A 17,904-nucleotide genomic window follows, 5' to 3' on the forward strand; every position below is an offset into this window, starting at 1 on the left:
GCCGATCAGGAAGCTCCGGTCTGAGGCTCGAGCTGCTGCGGGCGCAGCAGGTGAACGGTGGCGCCGGGACGGCCATGGGCGTCTTGTTCCGAACGTCCCGCTTCGATAAAGCCGAATCGCTGATAGAAATCGTAGACCTCCGGCGTCTGATCGCCGACATCCACGGCAAGCTCGCCCCGAAGCGACACATGGCCGATCAGCATGTCCGCGATGCCCTGGCCCTGATAATGAGGATGAACGACGAGCAGCTCGACTTTGGAGCCGTTCATGGCAATGAACCCGGTCAATTCGCCGCCGAAGCGGCTTTGTACCGCATACAGTTCCAACCGTTCGAGAACTTCTTCCCTGAACAGGCGGGCATAGAACTGAACGTCGCCCGGATCGAGATCGGACAGCGTACGCCGGATCGACATCAGCCAAATTTCGGTCAACCGGTCCTTGTGTTCTTCCGTACACATAATGATTTGCATGCGTACATCCTCCTTTATACGGTTAGTGGATTTCTTTTCGACGACACAACCTTCCGAGGGAATGATGAAGCTCCTTTCGCCCATAACGGCGGGCTGCCGCCGGCGCCGGTATGGGCGAAAGAATGATATTTGATTAAATATAACACAAAAATTCCGCGGCGTCTTGTGAATTTTTTCTCTACTTTTTCTCGAACGAAAAGGTTTTAACGAATCGAGGCAGCCCGCGATCTTCGGCCGCGTTTCGTCGAACGTCCCGATCAGCTCTTGTCCTCCCCGTTCTCCGGCATCCGGGATTCTTCGGGCGCTTTCCGTTCTTCGCGCGTCCCGGATTCTTCCTCTCGGCGTTCTTGATGGCGCCGGCCGCGCCCGTGTCCTCGGTGCCCGCTTTCCCCGCGCCCGCGCTTTTCCGGCTTTTCGTGCAGTTCGAATACCTGAACGAATTCCTGCATAATGGCATCGACCGCCTTCAATTCGCCCGCGATCACGGGACGGATGCTTTCGAACGCGCTCTCTTCAAGCTGCGCGGCCAGGGTGCTTCGGCGAAGTTCGAGACGTTCCAAAAAATGCAGCGCCCGTCCGCGGCGAAACGTCTGGGCTCCCTCGCGCCGTCCGCGTTTTTCGCCCTCGGCCTGTTCAGGCTCCGACGATTCATGCTCCGGTTCCATCTCTTTCGGGCGTCCTTCCACGCCCTGTTGATCTTTACGCATTCCGGTTCCTCCTTCGTTTCTCCGCAAGTTCGTCTTCCGCTTTTCGGAATTGCATGCTTATGTATACAAATGTATTCAACCGTTTGCCGAATGTCAATGTGGACCCAACAAAAAAAAGACAGCCCGGAAGCTGTCTTCTCTGCATACGACTCCGGAGACTCCGCTTGTATTACGAAGCCGTCTCGCAGTGACGCCGGCAGTCGCCGTGTTTGCAGGATGCGAACGTCCCGATAAAATCGAGGCGATGATCCGACACGTTGAAGCCGTATTCCCGTTTGACGCGCTGCTCCAATTCGGTCAACCAATCGTCCTGAATTTCTTCCACTTCGCCGCAGACCGAGCAGATCATATGATGATGCATATGCTCATGGTCTTCGCTGCGCAGGTCGAAACGGGCCACGCCGTCGCCGAAATTCATTTTCTCCACCAGATGCAGTTCCGTCAGCAGTTCCAGCGTACGGTACACCGTCGCCAGCCCGATTTCCGGGAACCGTTCCTTGACCCGCATATATACGTCTTCGGCACTCATATGATCGCGTTCATGCTCGAGCAGAACACGCATCGTCGCTTCCCGCTGAACGGTCGATTTATATCCTTTGGCAATCATCTGCTGCTTCATCGATTTCAGTTGTTCTTCCACGCTGATCAATGTCTTCGAACCTCCTTTGGGCTTTCATGCTGCTGCTTCCCAGTTCGTCCGACCTTAAAGTCGTTTCTTTATTTAGAATGATTATAATTTAATAATAACGTAAATCGAATAAATGCGCAAAGATTTTTATCACATTTCATTCAAAAACCATCCTTATTCTTCCCTTCCGTCTCCAAGCGCCCCTCAGCGAACCAACCGACGAAATCGGAGCAAAATGCCGCGTTCGTCGGCTCAATGCGTGCGCCGGCGGCTGAAGGCACGACAAGACGGCAGCCGAATTCGCGCTGCCGCCCTGCCGTACTCGATCGAAATCCGTATTCGTTCCGTTTGCTTATCCCTGCGCTTCAATCGAGGACGGCGTACCGACCGAACCTCCGGCTTTTTTCGACGTGCTGGATCTGCCCAGCCGCCCCTGCCGTTCCAGATGCTTGCGGAACGCGTACATGACCGCCAGATGCAGCTTCGCCTGCGTATATTTGTACAGGAACCAAGGCATCGAAGGCATATAGTCGTGAATGGCCACGACGCAGTCGCTCGTGTCCGGAATCATGAGAAACTCCAGCCGGCCCGAATGGGCGTCTTTCGCATTGGCGAACATGCCGCCCGTAATGCGGTAGACCGCGCGGTCCTCGCCGCTTTTGACCGGATCGTAGCTGAGTTCCAGAATCGGCCGGCTGAAAAAGCGGATATAGATCCGGCTGACGCCGTCTTCGTCCGTCCGCACGCGGATAAACGGTCCGAGCGCTTTGCCCAACCATTCCAGATAATACTCGCCTGCCCAATGGGCGTCCTTGCCTTCCGGCAGCGTTACCCGCTGAACCGAACGCACGTCGGATTTTTTGATCTTTTCCGCGACAGGCTTCGATTCTTTGTCGTCCGAAGGTTCGTCGCGCTTGCGCTCGGCTTCTTCTTTCTTCTTCCGTTCTTCCTCCAGCGATTCGCGCGCCGCTTCCTTGAACGTTTTTTTGCCGTCGCTGATGCCTTCCACCATCCGGTCCGGATGGGCGACCATCGGATGGATCAAGCTTTCTATGAGCGGATACGCCATTTCTTTCGGCGATCCGGTAATCAGCGTCACCCACAGCCTGGACAGATTGACGGTCAAGAACGGCAGGTCGATGAAATGCCGCTTAACGCCCAGCACCTCCGCCATCTGTTTCATCATTTCTTTATAGCTCATGACGTCCGGGCCGCCCACGTCGATGGCGCGTCCTTTGACTTCTTCGTTGCCCACGCTGCCTTTGAGCGCGACGAGCACGTCGTCCAGCGCGATGGCATGGGTCTTGGTGCGCGTCCATGTGGGCAGCGTCATGACGGGCAGTCGCTTCACCAGCTTGTACAGAATCGGGAAAGACGAACCCTGCGGCCCGACGATCAGTCCCGCTCGAATCGTCGTCACCGGAACGCCGGACGATTCGAGAATCCGCTGAACTTCCAACCGGCTTCTCAAATGGCGCGAAAGTTCTTCTTCCGGCAGGTCGTCGGGCACGATTCCGCTGAGATATACGATCTGCTTGATGCCGTTCTTTCGGGCCGCGCGGGCAAAGTGGTCGGCCAGTATGGCGTCCATATCTTCGAAACTGCCCTGGGTCAGCTTCGCCGAAGGCATCATCGAGTGGATCAAATAAAAGGCGTAATCCGCGCCTTTCAGCGACTCCAGCGAATCGTCCATCGAATAAAAATCGCAGCTTCTCCATTCCACATGCTCTTCGTCCTCGCGCGAATCTCCGCCGCGGGAAAGCGCGATAATATCGTAATCTTCCTTAAGCTTCTTCATCAGATTCTGCCCGATATAGCCGCTGGCTCCGGTCAGGATTACCTTCGGGCGCGATTGTCGCTCGGTTGTCGTCTCCATAGGCGCACCTCTTCGTTTCGTTTTTTCCGGGATGGCTGCGGACGCGGTCCCGGGTTCCGTGATCCGCAATCGTTCGGATGTCGGCAGCCCTTGCCGTTCATTACCCGTTCAACGCAAAAAGAACCCGGTCGCATCGGCTCCGCGCCTTACGCGAAGACGCTGGCCGAAAACCGGGTTCTTGAAAATAAAAGCCGAAGAGGCGTATACGTTTTTCGGTTTTTTCGGGCTCAGTCTTTCAGGCCGCGGTAGCGGCCGGTCCGAATCTCTTTGACGTAAGCGTCCAGCTCCGGCATCTCCGCTTCCGCCGCCTGGCGGACCGCAAGCGCGATATCGTAAGGCACCCTCGCGAACGTCAGGTCGAGCCGCGTTCTGCGCCGTTCGCCAAGGTCGCCTTCCAGAATGGCATAGGACGCCTGGGTCATATCCAGCGGATTGCCCACGCTTCCCGCGTTGAACAGCATGCGGCCGTCCATATGCTGCATATAGGCGTTATGAATGTCTCCGTAACCGGCCACATCGGCTTTGACAGGATCCGCGCTCAGATCGGACGGCTCGAACAAGCTGAGCTTGCGCCCGTAATCGTCCCAGGGCTGCACGCGTTCGAACGCGCTGCGCGGCGAAGCATGAAACAGCCGGACGTAACGGCCGCTCAGCATGAATTCGATCGAAAACGGCAGCGAACGCAAATACTCGAGCCGCTCTTCCCCCAGTAAATTCTGATGCCAGACCAGCGTTTCGAATTCCGTCGGCTGCGGAAGAAATTCGTCCCAATTGCCCCGCACGACCTGCCGGCAGCGCCGACGGATCAGATCGACGGCAAGGTCCGAGCTGGGTCCCTTGCCGACCAAGTCTCCCAGACAATAAATTTCCGCAATGCCGCGGCTTTCGATATCCTCCAACACCGCTTCCAAAGCCGGAAGATTGCCGTGGATGTCTGATATGATCGCGATTTTGCTCATCGATAATCCTCCGTTTGATGTCAAGTCGTTCCGTTTCGCTTCGGGCCGTCGTCTCTATCCTCAGAAGTCGACGTCTCGAATTTTCGCGAATACCATTTCGTTGACGAGCGTGCCGTCGTCTTCGCGCTGCCAATTGCGCAGCACGCCTTCGATGGCAAAGCCCGCCCGCTTCGCGACCGCCGCGCTTCGCTCGTTCCGGTCGTCGCAGCGAATCTCGATTCGGTTCGCCTCCAGATGGCGGACGGCGAAGTCCGTCAATCCGCGGACGGCTTCGGTCACCAGTCCCCTGCCCGCGTAAGGCGTACGAACCCAATAGCCGATCTCGAAGCGCCGCACGTTCCAATCGAAACGGTGCAGACCGCTGGCTCCCAAGATTTTGCCCGTTTCCCGCTCGGTCATCAGCATCATCAAGTCCGTCCGCTCCAAATACTGCAGCCGCTTCCGCCGCATCAACCGCTCGGTTTCTTCCGGTTCGGGCAGCACCCGAGCAAACGGCATGAACGGAATCAATGCCTCCCGGCTTTCGCTGATCGCCGCGTTCAGCTCGGCACCGTCGCCGGGACGGGTCGCCCGGACGATCAACCGTTCCGTCTCGAACTGTTCGGGAAACTCCAACATGATAGGGTCAAAGCTTAAAGTCATCGAAACACTCCTCCTTGTCAGCGCCTGCGGACGACCAGGTGCAGATGTTCCGTCGCGTCCCGGTACTGCGGCGCCTCGCACGTCTCCGCGGCCGCGCGAAGCAAATTGTCGTAAACGAATAAAGGCGCCGGAGCGATAAATTAGATCACATGCCGTTCCACTCGCGCTCGAATCGCTCCAGGAATTCCAGCATGAACGAATGGCGTTCTTCCGCGATCCGTCGTCCGGCATCCGTGTTCATCAGATCCTGGAGTTTCAGCAGCTTTTCGTGAAAGTGGTTGATCGCCGTGTCGTTGCCGCTGCGGTATTCCTCGGGCGTCATTTTGTGCCGGACCGGAATATTCGGATCGTGCATGGGACGTCCTTTTTTGCCCGAATAAACGAATGTCCGCGCGATGCCGATCGCCCCGATCGCGTCCAGCCGGTCGGCGTCCTGCACGACGCGCCCTTCGAGCGTCGTCATGGGCGATCCGCTTCCTCCGCGAAACGACATGGTCGAGATGATCTCCAATACGCGCGAAGCCTCTTCGGCGGAAGCTCCGTTTTCCAGCATCCAGCTTTCCGTGCGCTTCATGCCGGCTTCATGATCGTCCACCAGCTTCTCGTCCGCCAGATCGTGCAGCAGCGCCGCAAGCTCGCAGACGAACAGGTCCGCTCCTTCTTCCGCCGCGATCGTCTTCGCCAGCTTCGTCACGCGGTGAATATGCCACCAATCGTGCCCGCTGCTCTCGTGTTCCAATTCGCCCTTCGCCAGAACAGCGGCCGCTCGCAAAATGCCTGCCCGACGTTCGTTGTTCTTGATCGGTCCGCCTTCCTTCTCCATACCCAATTCCCCTTTGCCGCTTATCGATCCGCCGCGGCCTGCCCGCGGCGCTATTCTACCATTGTACCGAAAACGGCAGGCGGAGCAAAGAGCGTGAAGCTTGCAGAGACGGAATCGCGAAAAAAAGACCCCGCTTCGGCGAAACCGGAAAAGGTTTCGTCGGCAGGGCCCTCGCGGGAGCCGCAAAGTCGGGCTACTTATCTCGCGATATTCTGACGCTCCGCGGCCGGCAGAACGGTCACCGTCAGCGCGCCGTTTTGCTCGTCCGCGAGCAGGCGGTCGCCGTCCTGAGCCTCGCCGGCGATCAAAGCCCGGGCCACGCGCGTTTCCAGCGCCCGCTGCATATACCGTTTAAGCGGCCGCGCTCCGTAGACGGGATCGAATCCTTCCCGCGCGATCAGCCTCGCCGCGCGCTCGGACAGTTCCAGTTCGATGCGGCGCTCGGCCAATCGGCCTCGCAGTTCGCCGGCCAGCTTCAGCACGATCCGTTCGATCTCCGGCAGGCCGAGCGGATTGAACAGCACCACATCGTCCACGCGGTTGAGGAATTCCGGCCGGAAATGTCCGCGCAGCTCGCGCATGACGCGCTCCCGCGCTTCCTCCGATATGCCGGAGCCGGGCGCATTCTCCCCGGATTCGGCACCTCCCGTCAAATGCGCGGATCCGATATTCGACGTCATGATCACGATGGTATTTTTGAAATCGACGTTCCGTCCGCGCGAATCGGTCAGGCGGCCGTCGTCGAGCAGCTGCAGCAGAATGTTGAATACGTCGGGATGAGCCTTCTCCACTTCGTCGAGAAGGATGACGGAATACGGCTGACGCCGCACCGCTTCGGTCAACTGTCCTCCCTCTTCGTAGCCGATGTAGCCCGGAGGCGCGCCGATCAGCCGCGACACGCTGTGCTTCTCCATGTATTCGGACATGTCGATGCGAATCATGTTCTCTTCGCGGTCGAACAGCGCCGCCGACAGCGTCTTCGCAAGCTCCGTCTTGCCGACGCCGGTCGGTCCGAGGAACAAGAAAGAGCCGATCGGCCGGTTGGGATCCTTGATTCCCGCGCGCGCCCGCAGTACGGCATCGGTGACCAGGCCGACCGCTTCGTCCTGGCCGACTACGCGTTCCCGTAAAATATCTTCGAGCCGCAGCAGTTTTTCGCGTTCGCCTTCGACCAGGCGGCTGACCGGAATGCCCGTCCACTTCGAAACGATATCCGAAATTTCTTCTTCCGTTACCGCTTCGCGCAGCATCCGCTCTTCGCCGCTCCCGTGCGCTTCTTCCTCGGCCTGCTTCAATTCGCGCTCCAAGCCCGGAATGATGCCGTAGCTGATCTCCGCCGACTTGTTCAGATCGTAGGCCTCCTGGGCGTTCTCCAGATCTTTACGCGCTTTCTCCAGCTGCCGCTGAAGCTCCCGAACCCGCTCGATCGAAGCTTTTTCCTTCTCCCAGCGCTCCTTCATCACAAGATGCTTCTCCTTCAGGTCCGCCAGTTCCCGCTGCAGATGCTCCAGACGGCGCATGCTTGCGGGATCGGTCTCTTTGCGCAGCGCCGCTTCTTCGATCTCCATCTGCATCATCCGGCGCGTCACCTCGTCCATCTCGCCCGGCATGGAGTCGATCTCCGTCCGGATCATGGCGCAGGCTTCGTCGACCAGATCGATCGCCTTATCCGGCAGAAAGCGGTCGGAAATGTAGCGATTGGACAGCACGCCCGCCGCAACCAAGGCGCTGTCGTGGATCTTGACGCCGTGATGCACTTCGAACCGCTCCCGAAGCCCCCGCAAAATGGAAATCGTATCTTCGACGCCGGGCTCTCCGACGAGCACCTGCTGGAACCGCCGCTCCAGTGCCGGGTCCTTTTCGATGTGCTCGCGGTATTCGTCCAGCGTCGTCGCCCCGATACAATGCAGTTCGCCTCGGGCCAGCATCGGCTTCAGCATGTTGCCCGCATCCATGGCGCCTTCGGATTTGCCTGCGCCGACGATCGTATGCACTTCGTCGATGAACAGGATGATCCGTCCGTCCGCTTCCTTGATCTCCCTCAGCACCGCCTGAAGCCGCTCTTCGAACTCCCCGCGGTATTTTGCGCCGGCGACGAGCGAACTCATATCGAGCGAGAAGATCGTCTTGTCCTTGAGTCCTTCGGGCACGTCGCGCCGTACGATGCGGTGCGCCAGCCCCTCGACGATCGCCGTCTTGCCGACGCCGGGTTCGCCAATCAGCACCGGATTATTTTTGGTCTTGCGCGACAGGATTCGGATCACCCGGCGAATCTCCGCGTCGCGTCCGATGACCGGATCGATTCGGCCTGCGCGCACTTCCGAAACCAGGTCGCGTCCGTATTTCTCCAGTACTTCGTAGGTCGCTTCCGGCTCCCGGCCGGTGATCCGCTGATTGCCCCGAATCTCCTTGAGCACGCCCAGCAGCTTGTCGCGCGTCACGCCCTCGGCGTGCAGCAAATCGCGAACGCCGCCGCGCCGATCCTGGTCAAAAGCCAGCACCGCGTGTTCGACGGCCGTAAATTCGTCATGCATATTCTCCGCTTCTCGCTGCGCCTGCTCCAGCACGGCGAGCAGATCGGCCGAGAAATAAGGCTGCACGCCGCCGCTGACCCGGGCTTTGCTCCGCAGCCGCTCTTCGGCTCCCCGAAGCAGGCGGTCCTGCGGCACGTTCATCCGCTCCAGCAGTCTAGGCAGCAGGCCGCCGCTTTGCTGAAGCAGCGCCTTCAGCAGATGAGGAGTATCGATCTCCTGATGGCCGCCCGCTGCCGCGAGCGACTGCGACGCCGAGATCGCCTCCTCCAGCTTTTGCGTCAAGCGGTTGAAATCCATCCTCTTCGTCCTCCTTTACGTTTTGCGTTTGCCCAGCTGCGGCCGGAAGCCCGACAGGCTTTCCAAACGCCGGTACAGTTCCTCTTCTTCGGAGGAAGGGTCGGGCACCGTAATTTCGATTTCGGCGAACAGGTCGCCGTAAGTCCCGTCGGCCCGTTTGAGCCCCCGACGAGGAATGCGCAGTCTTCGCCCGGAAGCGATACCGCGGGGAATGTTCAGATTGACCGCCGCTCCGTCGGGCAGCAAAATGCGCGCTTTCCCGCCGAGGGCCGCCTGCCACGGAGCAATACGCAGCGCGGCAACCAGATTTTCTTCTTCCAGGGTGTAGACGGGATGCTCCGCAATTTTCAGTACGATACGCAGTTCTTCGCCCGTAGCGATCCCGTTGCTTCCGGTGCCCATCATGCGAATCGTGCTGCCGCTGCGGGAACGCTCCGGCAGCCGGAGTCCGATCGTTTTTTCTCCCAGCACGATCCGGACCGTTTCTCCGCGGTAAGCCTGCTCGAGCGTAACTTCCAGCGTCGATTGGGTAGGGCGGCTGGGCCCCGCATCCGCGGCACCCGTTCCGAATCCTGCGAAGCCCCCCATTCGCTCGTTAAAAAACATATCGAAAATATCTTCGTGCGGCAGGTCGTTAATCCAGTCGAATTGGCTCCCGGAGCCGCCGAATCCCGCTCCCTGCGGTCCGGATGCCCCGGATCGGCCTCCTCTCGCTCCTCCTGCCCCGAAACCCGATGCCGAGCGGCGGCGCAGATCGTCGTAATCGCGCCTTTTCTGTTCGCTGCCGAGCACTTCGTACGCCGCCGCGATTTCCTTAAAGCGCTTCTCGGCGCCTTCCGACTTGTTTACGTCGGGATGCCACTGTTTCGCCAGCTTTTGATAAGCTTTTTTGATTTCCGACTGGGAGGCGTTCGCTTCGACTCCGAGCACGTCATAGTGGTTTTTATCCGGCATGGCCTTCCTCCCCCTCTGGACGGACTGCGTGCCGCCCGCTTCCTCTATCCTTTCTTTACCCTAATCTCTTTTATATCTATTATGAAGATCGACTTGTTTGCCCGCTTTTCGTCCGAATCCCTTCTCCGAATACGCGTTTTTGTCCGGTCTGGTTTCATACTTGGATTATCTAGATTATCTGAAAACCCCTTATAGTTCTATGGAATTGGTATTTTAATCCCACTTTAAGCATTATAAAGTTATCTAGTAAGCAATTATCGGGATTTTTATTAGAAAACCGTTTCATATTCCGCCATTTGTTTAATAGAATGAGGAACAAATTCGGCACGTTAACATCAGGATAAACATCAGGACATAAGGAGGAGTTCTTTTGAACAGATTCAAGGGCTCGGGCATTAAAAAAGGGGCCGCTGCCGCATTGGCTCTGGCCGTAACATTCGGCGGCGTTTCGTTGGCGCCCGGGTTGGAAGCGACAGCTTATGCGGATTCCGCGGAACAGACGATTTCCACTTCTTACTGGAACAGCACGGAACGTACTGCGCTTCTGAAGATGCTCGCCATGTGCGAAAAAGCCTCGGACGACTTTTACAGCGATCCGGACAATACCCGTTATCAAGCTGTAAAAACGGCTTCCGACTCCGCTCGCGCCCTGCTGCTCGATCCCGCCGCCTCCTCCTCCAAATTGAACAGCGCTTTCCACAATCTTGACGGCGCGCTTACCGCTTACATCGACGATTATATCCGTGACGCTTCGATACTTGAACGGCAAACTTTCCAAATGGCCAGAATGCTCAACGGTTCGATCGGCACGACTCCCAATACTTATCCGCAGGAAGCGGCGGACGTCATGTTCGCGGTCATCGAACAGGCTCAAGCCGTCGCGTACAGCGAAAGCGCGACGACTGCCGAGTTCAGGGAGCAGTACCGCAAGTACGTCGAAGCTTCGGCAGTGCTTCGCGATGCGATGAACCTTGATCGCGCGGATCGTTTGAACCAGCTGACCGCGCAAAAGCAGTCGGTCGAAGCGTTGGCTGCGTCGGCGCCCGCGAACGAAGACTACGCCAAGCTGCTAAACGCGTTCCGCGTCCAGGCCGACGGTCTCGAAGCGCTGCTGAACGGCACTTCCGGTCTGTTGGCGATCGACGGTGCGGCCCGATGCGTGCAGAGCGCTCACGACGCGCTTGTCGAAGGACTGCAGTTGGCCCGCGAAGTCAGCGAAGCGCGCCAACTGCTTGATTCGCCGAAGGGCATCCGTTCGGGGCAGCGTCCAAGCTCCGCATTCGGCGAACTTCGCAAAGCGATCAACAAATCGAATACCGTTCTCTCCAAGACGTCCACGCAGAATCAGCTGAATGCCGCTCGGCTCTCGCTTGCCGAAGCGGTCGCCAAGTTCAACTCGGCGCTGCGTCCCTAACGCCTCTCAACCATGCGGCAGAGCGGCTTTCGAACAGCCGCGTTTATAAAGGATTCAAAAAAGACACCGGAAACCGGTGTCTTTTTCGTTTACTGGGCTGCCCGGTTTTTGGCGCGGGTCAAGCTTTTGTTCATCTTGGGACGCCGCTTAATCTTCGCTTTCGATCAGGATGCGCTTGCCGCCCGGCTGTTCCTTTTTCGGAATGTCCAGTCTGAGCAGGCCGTCCTTGAGCAAAGCGCGAATGCCTTCCCGGTCGGCGTCTTCCATGTAAAAGCGGCGGACGAATTCGCCGTGGCGGCGTTCGCTGCGCACGATGCGCCGGGAATCTTCCTCCTGCCGGGTCTCTTCGTGCCGCACAGCCCGAATCGTCAAATAAGGGGCCGTATAATCGATATCGATGTCTTCCTTGCGGAAGCCGGGAAGCTCCGCCTCCAGCGTGTAACGGCCGTCCTGTTCATAGAGGTCCGTACGGAACGACATGGCGCGCTCCCGGAACGGAGCCGCGAATTCCTCGCCGAACGTATCTCCGAAAGTCTTGGCCAATTGACCGAACATTTCTTCCGCGTGTCTGCCAAACGGTCCTTGTTCAAACATCTTTCATTCTCCTCTCGAAATAAGTGGATCGTGAAGCGCCTGCGTCGTTGACGTCTGAGCCGAAGTTTGTTTGACCTTTCTTGACCTTGCATCCTTATTATAAAATTATCCTTTGAAACAGACAAAAACGATAAAAGGTTTTGGGAAGCGGATAAACGTAACTCTGCGTGTTCACGCTGCATTTGATGCCGTTTTTCTCCCCTTCTCATCCATTTTCTCATTGTTTTAACGCTTTAGCAAATCCGGTCGATCCTGCGGCGTAGCCGCGGCCGCGGTAAAACAAATGCGCCTGCCGGCGTTCTTCCCGGTTGCCGCTGTTCAAGCGGACATAAGCCGCGCCCTGCTCCCGCGCCCACTCTTCGGCGCGCTCCAGCAGGCGGCCGCCGACTCCGCTTCCCCGCGCTTCTTCCGAGACGACCAGCGCCGTAATCCACGCCTCGCATGCGTCCCGCAAAAGCGGCAGTTCGCGATGCAGGGCAATCGTGCCGATCAGAATTCCGTCCCTTTCGGCCACGAATATCGAATAATCTTCGTGCCGGCGCAGCCTGTCCAGCCGTTCGGCCAGCGCCGCCGTTTTACCCGGATATCCCAGCTGGCCGAACAGTCCGCTCAGCTGTTCGGCATCCCCTTCGCGTTCCCGCCGGATCGCGATTTCCGAATCGTTCGCTTCGTTCGCTTTCAAATGCGTTCGCCTCCTTTTAAGCCCCATCCCCCAGTTTGAGCAGAACCTCATTTCCCGCACTCGTATGCAGACGCATCTCTTCAAGCATCATTTTTTGTCCCCTCCTCGCAGGTACAGCTTAACGCAAAAAAAAGCGCGCGGACACGACCGCGCGCTTGCTGTTTTCTTTTTCCTGCGGTCGACTCAGTTCGACAGCCGAAGCTCCATCGGCACCGAGCAGGCGCTGTAACCGTTTTTCGTATAAAACGCTTCGCCCCGTTCGTTCGGCCAGACCAAAATAAAATCGTGTTCCAGCTCTCTGGACCATTTTTCGATGACCTGCGCCAGACGGCTGCCGATGCCCAAACCCCGATGCTGCGGGCGGGTATAGACGTTGGTCATATAAATAAAAGGCTTGGTCGCGCGTCCGGGACGGGGTACTTTTCGCACCAGCTCCAAATACGCATGCGCCACGATCTCGTCCCCGTACTCGGCAACCCACAGCACCCAGTTCTCGGATCCGATCGCCTCTTCCAAAAATTCGTGCATTTCGTCGATATAATCACGCTTTTGTTCTTCCGTAACCGCCAGCTCCGGATGTTCCTCCAGCGTATAGTCGTAACGCATTTCGGCCAACTGTACGATATCACCGGCCGAGGCCGTACGCATAATCAATTCGCTCATCGTATCCGCTCCCGTTCTGTTATGGGCTTCCTGCCGAAGTCGCACCGAACTATCAGCAATCCCCATTCTACTAAAATTCCGTTTATTAGGCAAAAAGGATACGGGTGGCGAGAGCGTTTCCTTTTTTTACTCGTAGCGCAGCGCATCGATCGTATTCAATTTGGCCGCTTTGTTCGCAGGGTAATAACCGAAGAAGACGCCGATCAGCATCGAGAACAGCAGGGTCCCCAAAACTACGTAACCGGACAGCACAAATTTCGCCCCCACGATCTGCGAACCCGTAAAGCCCAGGGCTACGCCCAGCACGATGCCGATCAGCCCCCCCGTTACGGAAAGCAAGATCGCCTCCGCCACGAACTGCGTGCGAATATGGGAATCTTTCGCGCCAAGCGCTTTGCGCACGCCGATCTCATGCGTTCTCTCCGTCACGGAAACGAGCATGATATTCATGACTCCGATTCCTCCGACGATCAAGGCGATGCCGGCGATGGCGGCGATGGCCAGCGATAACGTATTCATCAGCGAGTTTGTCGATTCCAATTCGTTTTTCATATTGTACGCGTAACTGTCCCACTCTTTGTTGGATTGGTACAAAGCGGTGAGATAACTCCCGATCCTATCCGTAAAATCGTTAAGGTCGGTTCCCTGGCGGGGAATGACCGTAAGCGAAGTGAAGTTTTTGTAGGCGGCGTCTTTTTGGGCGCTGCTTACCGGGATATAACCGCTCGTCTCCAAATCTTTCTCGGACGTCGTGACTCCCATCATGGAAGACTGGGTATATTGATAAACGCCGATCACCGTGAATTGTTTGATCGCTTTATCGGTATACACGATCAAGTTATTGCCGATCGCCGCTTTACCCGACCCGTATAAAGTCTTGGCCGTTCGGTCCGACACGACGATCACGCTTCGGGCCGCTTTGACATCCGTCTCGCTGACGTAACGGCCCTGCAGCATTTTGACCTTGTTCGCTTTTGCGTAGCCGGCGTTGACGCCCGTCAACGATACGTTGCTGGATTTGCGGCCGATTTTCGCTTTCCCCCGTCCGGCTTCCTCGGACAGCGAAAGCGTCTCGATCTCGGGGAACCTTTTCATCATCGTTTCGATCTGCTGCATGGAAAGCCGGTCCGAGTCTTTCGGTACTTTGGTAGCGGACGAACCGAATTCGCCGTTCATGTCTTCCGATCGCTTCTGAATGCCGAGCGTTACATTGTTGATGCCGAGTTCCGCGAATTGGCTGGTAACCGAAGAAGTCATCGCATTGCCCACCGAAATTACGGCAATCACGGACGAGATTCCGATAATGATTCCCAGCATCGTAAGAAAAGAACGCATCTTATTCGCGCGAAGGCTTCCCAGCGAAAGAATAAGATTTTCAATCATGGATCATGCCTCCCATATTCGATCCGGCTTTGTCGGAGACGATTTCTCCGTCTTTGACCGTGACGACACGCGGGCACAGTTCCGCAAGTTCCGCAGAGTGCGTAATGAATAAGATCGTCTTTTTCTCTTCCCGATGGATTCTCAAAAAGATTTCCATGACCAGATTGCCCGTTTTCGAATCCAAGGCTCCGGTAGGTTCGTCCGCCAAAATGAGATCGGGGTCGTTGGCCAATGCGCGCGCGATGGCTACCCGCTGTTTTTGCCCCCCGGACAATTCATTGGGCTGGTGATTCATTCGTTCGCTCATTCCCATCATCTCCAGCAGGCTTTTGGCTCGGCGGGTTCGTTCGGAAGGCTTGATGCCCGCATACACCATGGGCAGTTCCACGTTTTTGAGCGCGCTGCTTCTCGGAATCAGGTTGAACGATTGAAAAACAAATCCTATTTTCTGATTGCGAATGTGCGCAAGTTGGTCGCGGTTCATCCGCTGAATCGGCGTGCCTCCCAGTTCGTATTCTCCGCTGCTCGGCTGGTCCAGCGCTCCGATAATGTTCATCAGCGTCGATTTGCCGGACCCCGACTGTCCGACGATCGCCACGAACTCCCCTTCGCTTATGCTCAAATCGATGCCTTTCAGCACGGTGATTTCATTGGGAGTGTCCGCGAAGTAGCGTTTGACCAAATTGCGGATTTCAATCATTCGAAGCGCCCTCCTTTTTCAATTCGGGCGAGCTCTGCAGAAGATCGTAAGCATCCTGCGCGATCGATGCGATCGTCATGCCCTCCGAAAGCTCGGAAGATACGACTTCGGTCACAATATCGTTTTGGATGCCTGTCTTGACGGCGATTTCCTGCAGCTTGCCATCCTGCAGCACGTAGACCCGGTCGCCGTCTCCGTCCGACATCACCGCATCCAGCGGCACGGAAAGCACGTTTTCCTTTTTCTCCAGCACGATCGTCATCCGGGCGTTCATTCCGATCAGCATTCGGGGATCCGGTTTGGCGATCTCCACTTGAGCCGTAAACTGTACGCTCGTATTGGCGTTCGCGTTGGCTGCCGTTCCTTCTCCCGCGTTGTTTTTGACCGCCGCAGCGCCGATTCGCGTAAGCTTGGCTTCGAATTCTTCGTCTCCCGTTCCTTCCGTTTTCACGATGGCCGTCTGTCCGACTTTGACGGATCCGATGTCCGACTCGCTTAACATAGCGGTCACCGCCAGGGCTGAAGTATCCTCGACCGTAAACATTAAGCCGGAAGCAAATTGACCCGCTTTCGCATTTTGGAACGTGACCGTACCGGAGACCGGCGCCGTAATCACGGTATCTTTCAGCTGCTTTTGCAGCTTTTCCAAGCTCACCTGCTGCAGTTCGATCGCGAGTTTGGCCGATTCGTCCGTTTTGGATTCCGCGATCCGCTGGTTCAACTGCGCCGTTTCATAGCTGTTCTCGGCTCTTTTCAAAGCCGCGGCGGCCGTCGCGAAAGCTTCGCTTTGGTTTTTAAGCGCGCTCTCGTAGCCGATTTTCGATTTTTCAACCGTTTCTTGGGCGGCGGCCAGCGAATCTTTGGCGCTGTTTCCGGCGTTGTCGTAAGCCTGCTGAGCTTTATCGAGCGTGTCCTGGGCAGCGGTCAACGCTTCTTTTGAGCTCCCTATCGCCTGATCGTAAGCCTGCTGGGCTTTATCGAGCGTGTCCCGGGCCGCGGTCACCGACTCCGTCGCGCCGCCGAGCGCGGTCTCGTAAGCCTGTTTGGCTTTCTCCAGCGTGTCTCCGGCGCTTACGAGAGCTTCTCTGGCGTTATTAATCGCTCCGTCATAAGATTGTTTGGCTTTTTCCCATGCGTCTTTGGCGTTCGTTTTGGCGTCCGCAATCCCTTTGACGGCGGAATCATAACCGACCTGGGCCCGGTCGACCGCAAGCCGGGCTTGTTCCAGCGCCTCGGCCGAACTTTCCACGGACTGCCTGTAATCCAGGTTGGCATTGTTGACCGCATCCCGGGCCGCCGTTATGCTGTCCGCTTGCGACTGGTTTATCGTCGACAGCGCCGCCTGTTTTTCGTTCAATGCGGCATTGGCTTGATCGACGGCGTCTTTGAGCTTCGGATCGCCTTCGGGAGCTTCCGCCGTTTTGCTCGCTTCATAACGAGCCGCCGCCGTTCTGTAATCGCGATCCGCATTCTGCCATTCGATCTGGGCTTGATTCACCCGTGCATTCGATCCGGACTGGGCGCGGTTCAAGGCTTCGACCGCACTGTTATACCGGGTTAACGCGGCCTGTTCGCTGACGGGCTTGCCCTTTTGCAGCTGCGAATATTTATTGACGGCGGCATCCAACTCCATTTTGGCGTTTTTGACCGCCGGCGTATTTTCCGGCTGCGCCTGCAGCTCATTGTACGAGCGTTCCGCGATTTCCAATTCTTTTTTCGCGGACTGCACGGCAGGAACGAAGTCCCCTTGGGCGAGCAGCTGATCGTAGGTCCGCTGCGCGATTTCCAATTCCTTTTTGGCGGACAATACGGCGCTGCCTGAGCTTCCTTTCACTTGATTTTCCAAGAGGTCATACTGCCGCTTCGCGATCTCCAGCTCTTTTTTCGCGGATACGACCGAAGTGCCGGATTGGTTTTCGGATTGGCTCAGGAGAGCCTCATACTGCCGACGGGCGATTTCCAGCTCTTTTTTGGCCGATGCCACCGCGCTGCCCGGACCGCCCGTCATTTGATTGCGGCTGATCGCAAGCTGCCGCTTCGCGGTTTCCACATCCGCACGGGCGGATAAGACCGCCGCGCCCGGTTTTTTTTCGGCCTGGGCTTTTGTGTCTTCGTATTGGCGGCGTGCGGTCTGTACTTCGATCTCCGCGGCCCGCACGCTTTCTTTGGCGGAGGCGATCCCGTTTTTATTGTCCGTACCGGCACTTTTTAACGCTTCTTTGGAGGACTCCAAATTCAGTTTGGCCGATTCGATATCCAAAACCAGATCTTCGGAAGCCAAAACGGCGAGCGTTTGCCCGGCTTTGACCACGTCGCCTTCTTGTGCCGTTACTTTATTCACTTTCAAGGAAGACGGCGCGTATACGTTACGACTGTTTGGGCTGCCGATTGCGCCCGACACCAGCAGCGAGCGGACAATCTCTCCTTTTTCCAGCGGCGAGGTTTGCAAGCTCTGCAGCGCTTGACCTTCCGCTTCTCTTCCGCCGAGCAAAGTATAGCCGGCCCACGTTGCCCCCAAAACTGCAATAAGAAGCAAAACCCAAATCCGTTTCCGTTTGAAAATTTTATTCGTTAGGCT

General features: G+C 57.1%; 16 protein-coding genes. 1 reads left to right on the top strand and 15 read right to left on the bottom strand.

Annotated elements, in window-relative coordinates:
• Positions 1-5: 5 nt before the first annotated feature.
• From GYN08_RS09895 to GYN08_RS09935, 9 genes are all read right to left on the bottom strand, one after another.
• A complete protein-coding gene (locus tag GYN08_RS09895) occupies positions 6-470 on the bottom strand; it encodes a GNAT family N-acetyltransferase (RefSeq protein ID WP_166274052.1) in 465 nt (154 codons plus the stop codon).
• A gap of 257 nt (positions 471-727) precedes the next feature.
• Complete coding sequence (locus tag GYN08_RS23480) at positions 728-1,177, bottom strand: hypothetical protein (RefSeq protein ID WP_206023682.1); 450 nt, start codon at positions 1,175-1,177, stop codon at positions 728-730.
• A 169-nt stretch (positions 1,178-1,346) separates the two neighbouring features.
• Positions 1,347-1,826: a ferric iron uptake transcriptional regulator gene (fur, locus tag GYN08_RS09905; protein WP_328802916.1), complete on the bottom strand. Its 480-nt coding sequence runs from the start codon at positions 1,824-1,826 to the stop codon at positions 1,347-1,349.
• A gap of 331 nt (positions 1,827-2,157) precedes the next feature.
• Positions 2,158-3,681, bottom strand: coding sequence for an NAD(P)H-binding protein (locus tag GYN08_RS09910; RefSeq protein ID WP_166274053.1), 1,524 nt, complete (start codon positions 3,679-3,681; stop codon positions 2,158-2,160).
• 227 nt (positions 3,682-3,908) lie between these two features.
• The gene (locus tag GYN08_RS09915) at positions 3,909-4,640 is read right to left on the bottom strand and encodes a metallophosphoesterase family protein (RefSeq protein WP_166274054.1); all 732 of its coding nucleotides are present in this window, start codon (positions 4,638-4,640) and stop codon (positions 3,909-3,911) included.
• Positions 4,641-4,700: 60 nt separating this feature from the next.
• Positions 4,701-5,282 carry a GNAT family N-acetyltransferase gene (locus GYN08_RS09920; protein ID WP_166274055.1) on the bottom strand — a complete coding sequence of 194 codons (582 nt, stop codon included), beginning with the start codon at positions 5,280-5,282 and terminating at the stop codon, positions 4,701-4,703.
• A gap of 145 nt (positions 5,283-5,427) precedes the next feature.
• A complete protein-coding gene (locus GYN08_RS09925) occupies positions 5,428-6,105 on the bottom strand; it encodes an HD domain-containing protein (RefSeq protein WP_166274056.1) in 678 nt (225 codons plus the stop codon).
• A gap of 197 nt (positions 6,106-6,302) precedes the next feature.
• Complete coding sequence (gene clpB, locus GYN08_RS09930) at positions 6,303-8,936, bottom strand: ATP-dependent chaperone ClpB (RefSeq protein ID WP_166274057.1); 2,634 nt, start codon at positions 8,934-8,936, stop codon at positions 6,303-6,305.
• A 15-nt stretch (positions 8,937-8,951) separates the two neighbouring features.
• Entirely contained in the window at positions 8,952-9,890 is a 939-nt protein-coding gene (locus GYN08_RS09935; RefSeq protein WP_166274058.1) for a DnaJ domain-containing protein, read from the bottom strand.
• 370 nt (positions 9,891-10,260) lie between these two features.
• On the opposite strand from GYN08_RS09935, the gene GYN08_RS09940 reads away from it, so the two are divergent.
• Entirely contained in the window at positions 10,261-11,304 is a 1,044-nt protein-coding gene (locus GYN08_RS09940; protein ID WP_166274059.1) for a hypothetical protein, read from the top strand.
• Positions 11,305-11,451: 147 nt separating this feature from the next.
• Here GYN08_RS09940 and GYN08_RS09945 read toward each other — a convergent pair whose 3' ends face one another.
• The 6 genes from GYN08_RS09945 to GYN08_RS09970 all read right to left on the bottom strand — a co-directional run bounded on the left by GYN08_RS09945 (position 11,452) and on the right by GYN08_RS09970 (position 17,862).
• Complete coding sequence (locus GYN08_RS09945; RefSeq protein ID WP_166274060.1) at positions 11,452-11,898, bottom strand: Hsp20/alpha crystallin family protein; 447 nt, start codon at positions 11,896-11,898, stop codon at positions 11,452-11,454.
• 217 nt (positions 11,899-12,115) lie between these two features.
• Positions 12,116-12,580: a GNAT family N-acetyltransferase gene (locus tag GYN08_RS09950; RefSeq protein WP_166274061.1), complete on the bottom strand. Its 465-nt coding sequence runs from the start codon at positions 12,578-12,580 to the stop codon at positions 12,116-12,118.
• A 183-nt stretch (positions 12,581-12,763) separates the two neighbouring features.
• The gene (locus GYN08_RS09955; RefSeq protein ID WP_235946112.1) at positions 12,764-13,243 is read right to left on the bottom strand and encodes a GNAT family N-acetyltransferase; all 480 of its coding nucleotides are present in this window, start codon (positions 13,241-13,243) and stop codon (positions 12,764-12,766) included.
• 126 nt (positions 13,244-13,369) lie between these two features.
• A complete protein-coding gene (locus GYN08_RS09960; RefSeq protein ID WP_166274062.1) occupies positions 13,370-14,626 on the bottom strand; it encodes an ABC transporter permease in 1,257 nt (418 codons plus the stop codon).
• Complete coding sequence (locus GYN08_RS09965; protein WP_166274063.1) at positions 14,619-15,326, bottom strand: ABC transporter ATP-binding protein; 708 nt, start codon at positions 15,324-15,326, stop codon at positions 14,619-14,621. Before GYN08_RS09965 ends, GYN08_RS09960 begins: the two co-directional genes overlap by 8 nt.
• Positions 15,319-17,862 (bottom strand): HlyD family efflux transporter periplasmic adaptor subunit, encoded by a 2,544-nt coding sequence (locus GYN08_RS09970; protein WP_166274064.1) that lies wholly within the window; start codon positions 17,860-17,862, stop codon positions 15,319-15,321. Before GYN08_RS09970 ends, GYN08_RS09965 begins: the two co-directional genes overlap by 8 nt.
• Positions 17,863-17,904: the final 42 nt, after the last annotated feature.

The organism is Saccharibacillus alkalitolerans (genome assembly GCF_011090185.1).
Lineage (GTDB): Bacteria > Bacillota > Bacilli > Paenibacillales > Paenibacillaceae > Saccharibacillus > Saccharibacillus alkalitolerans.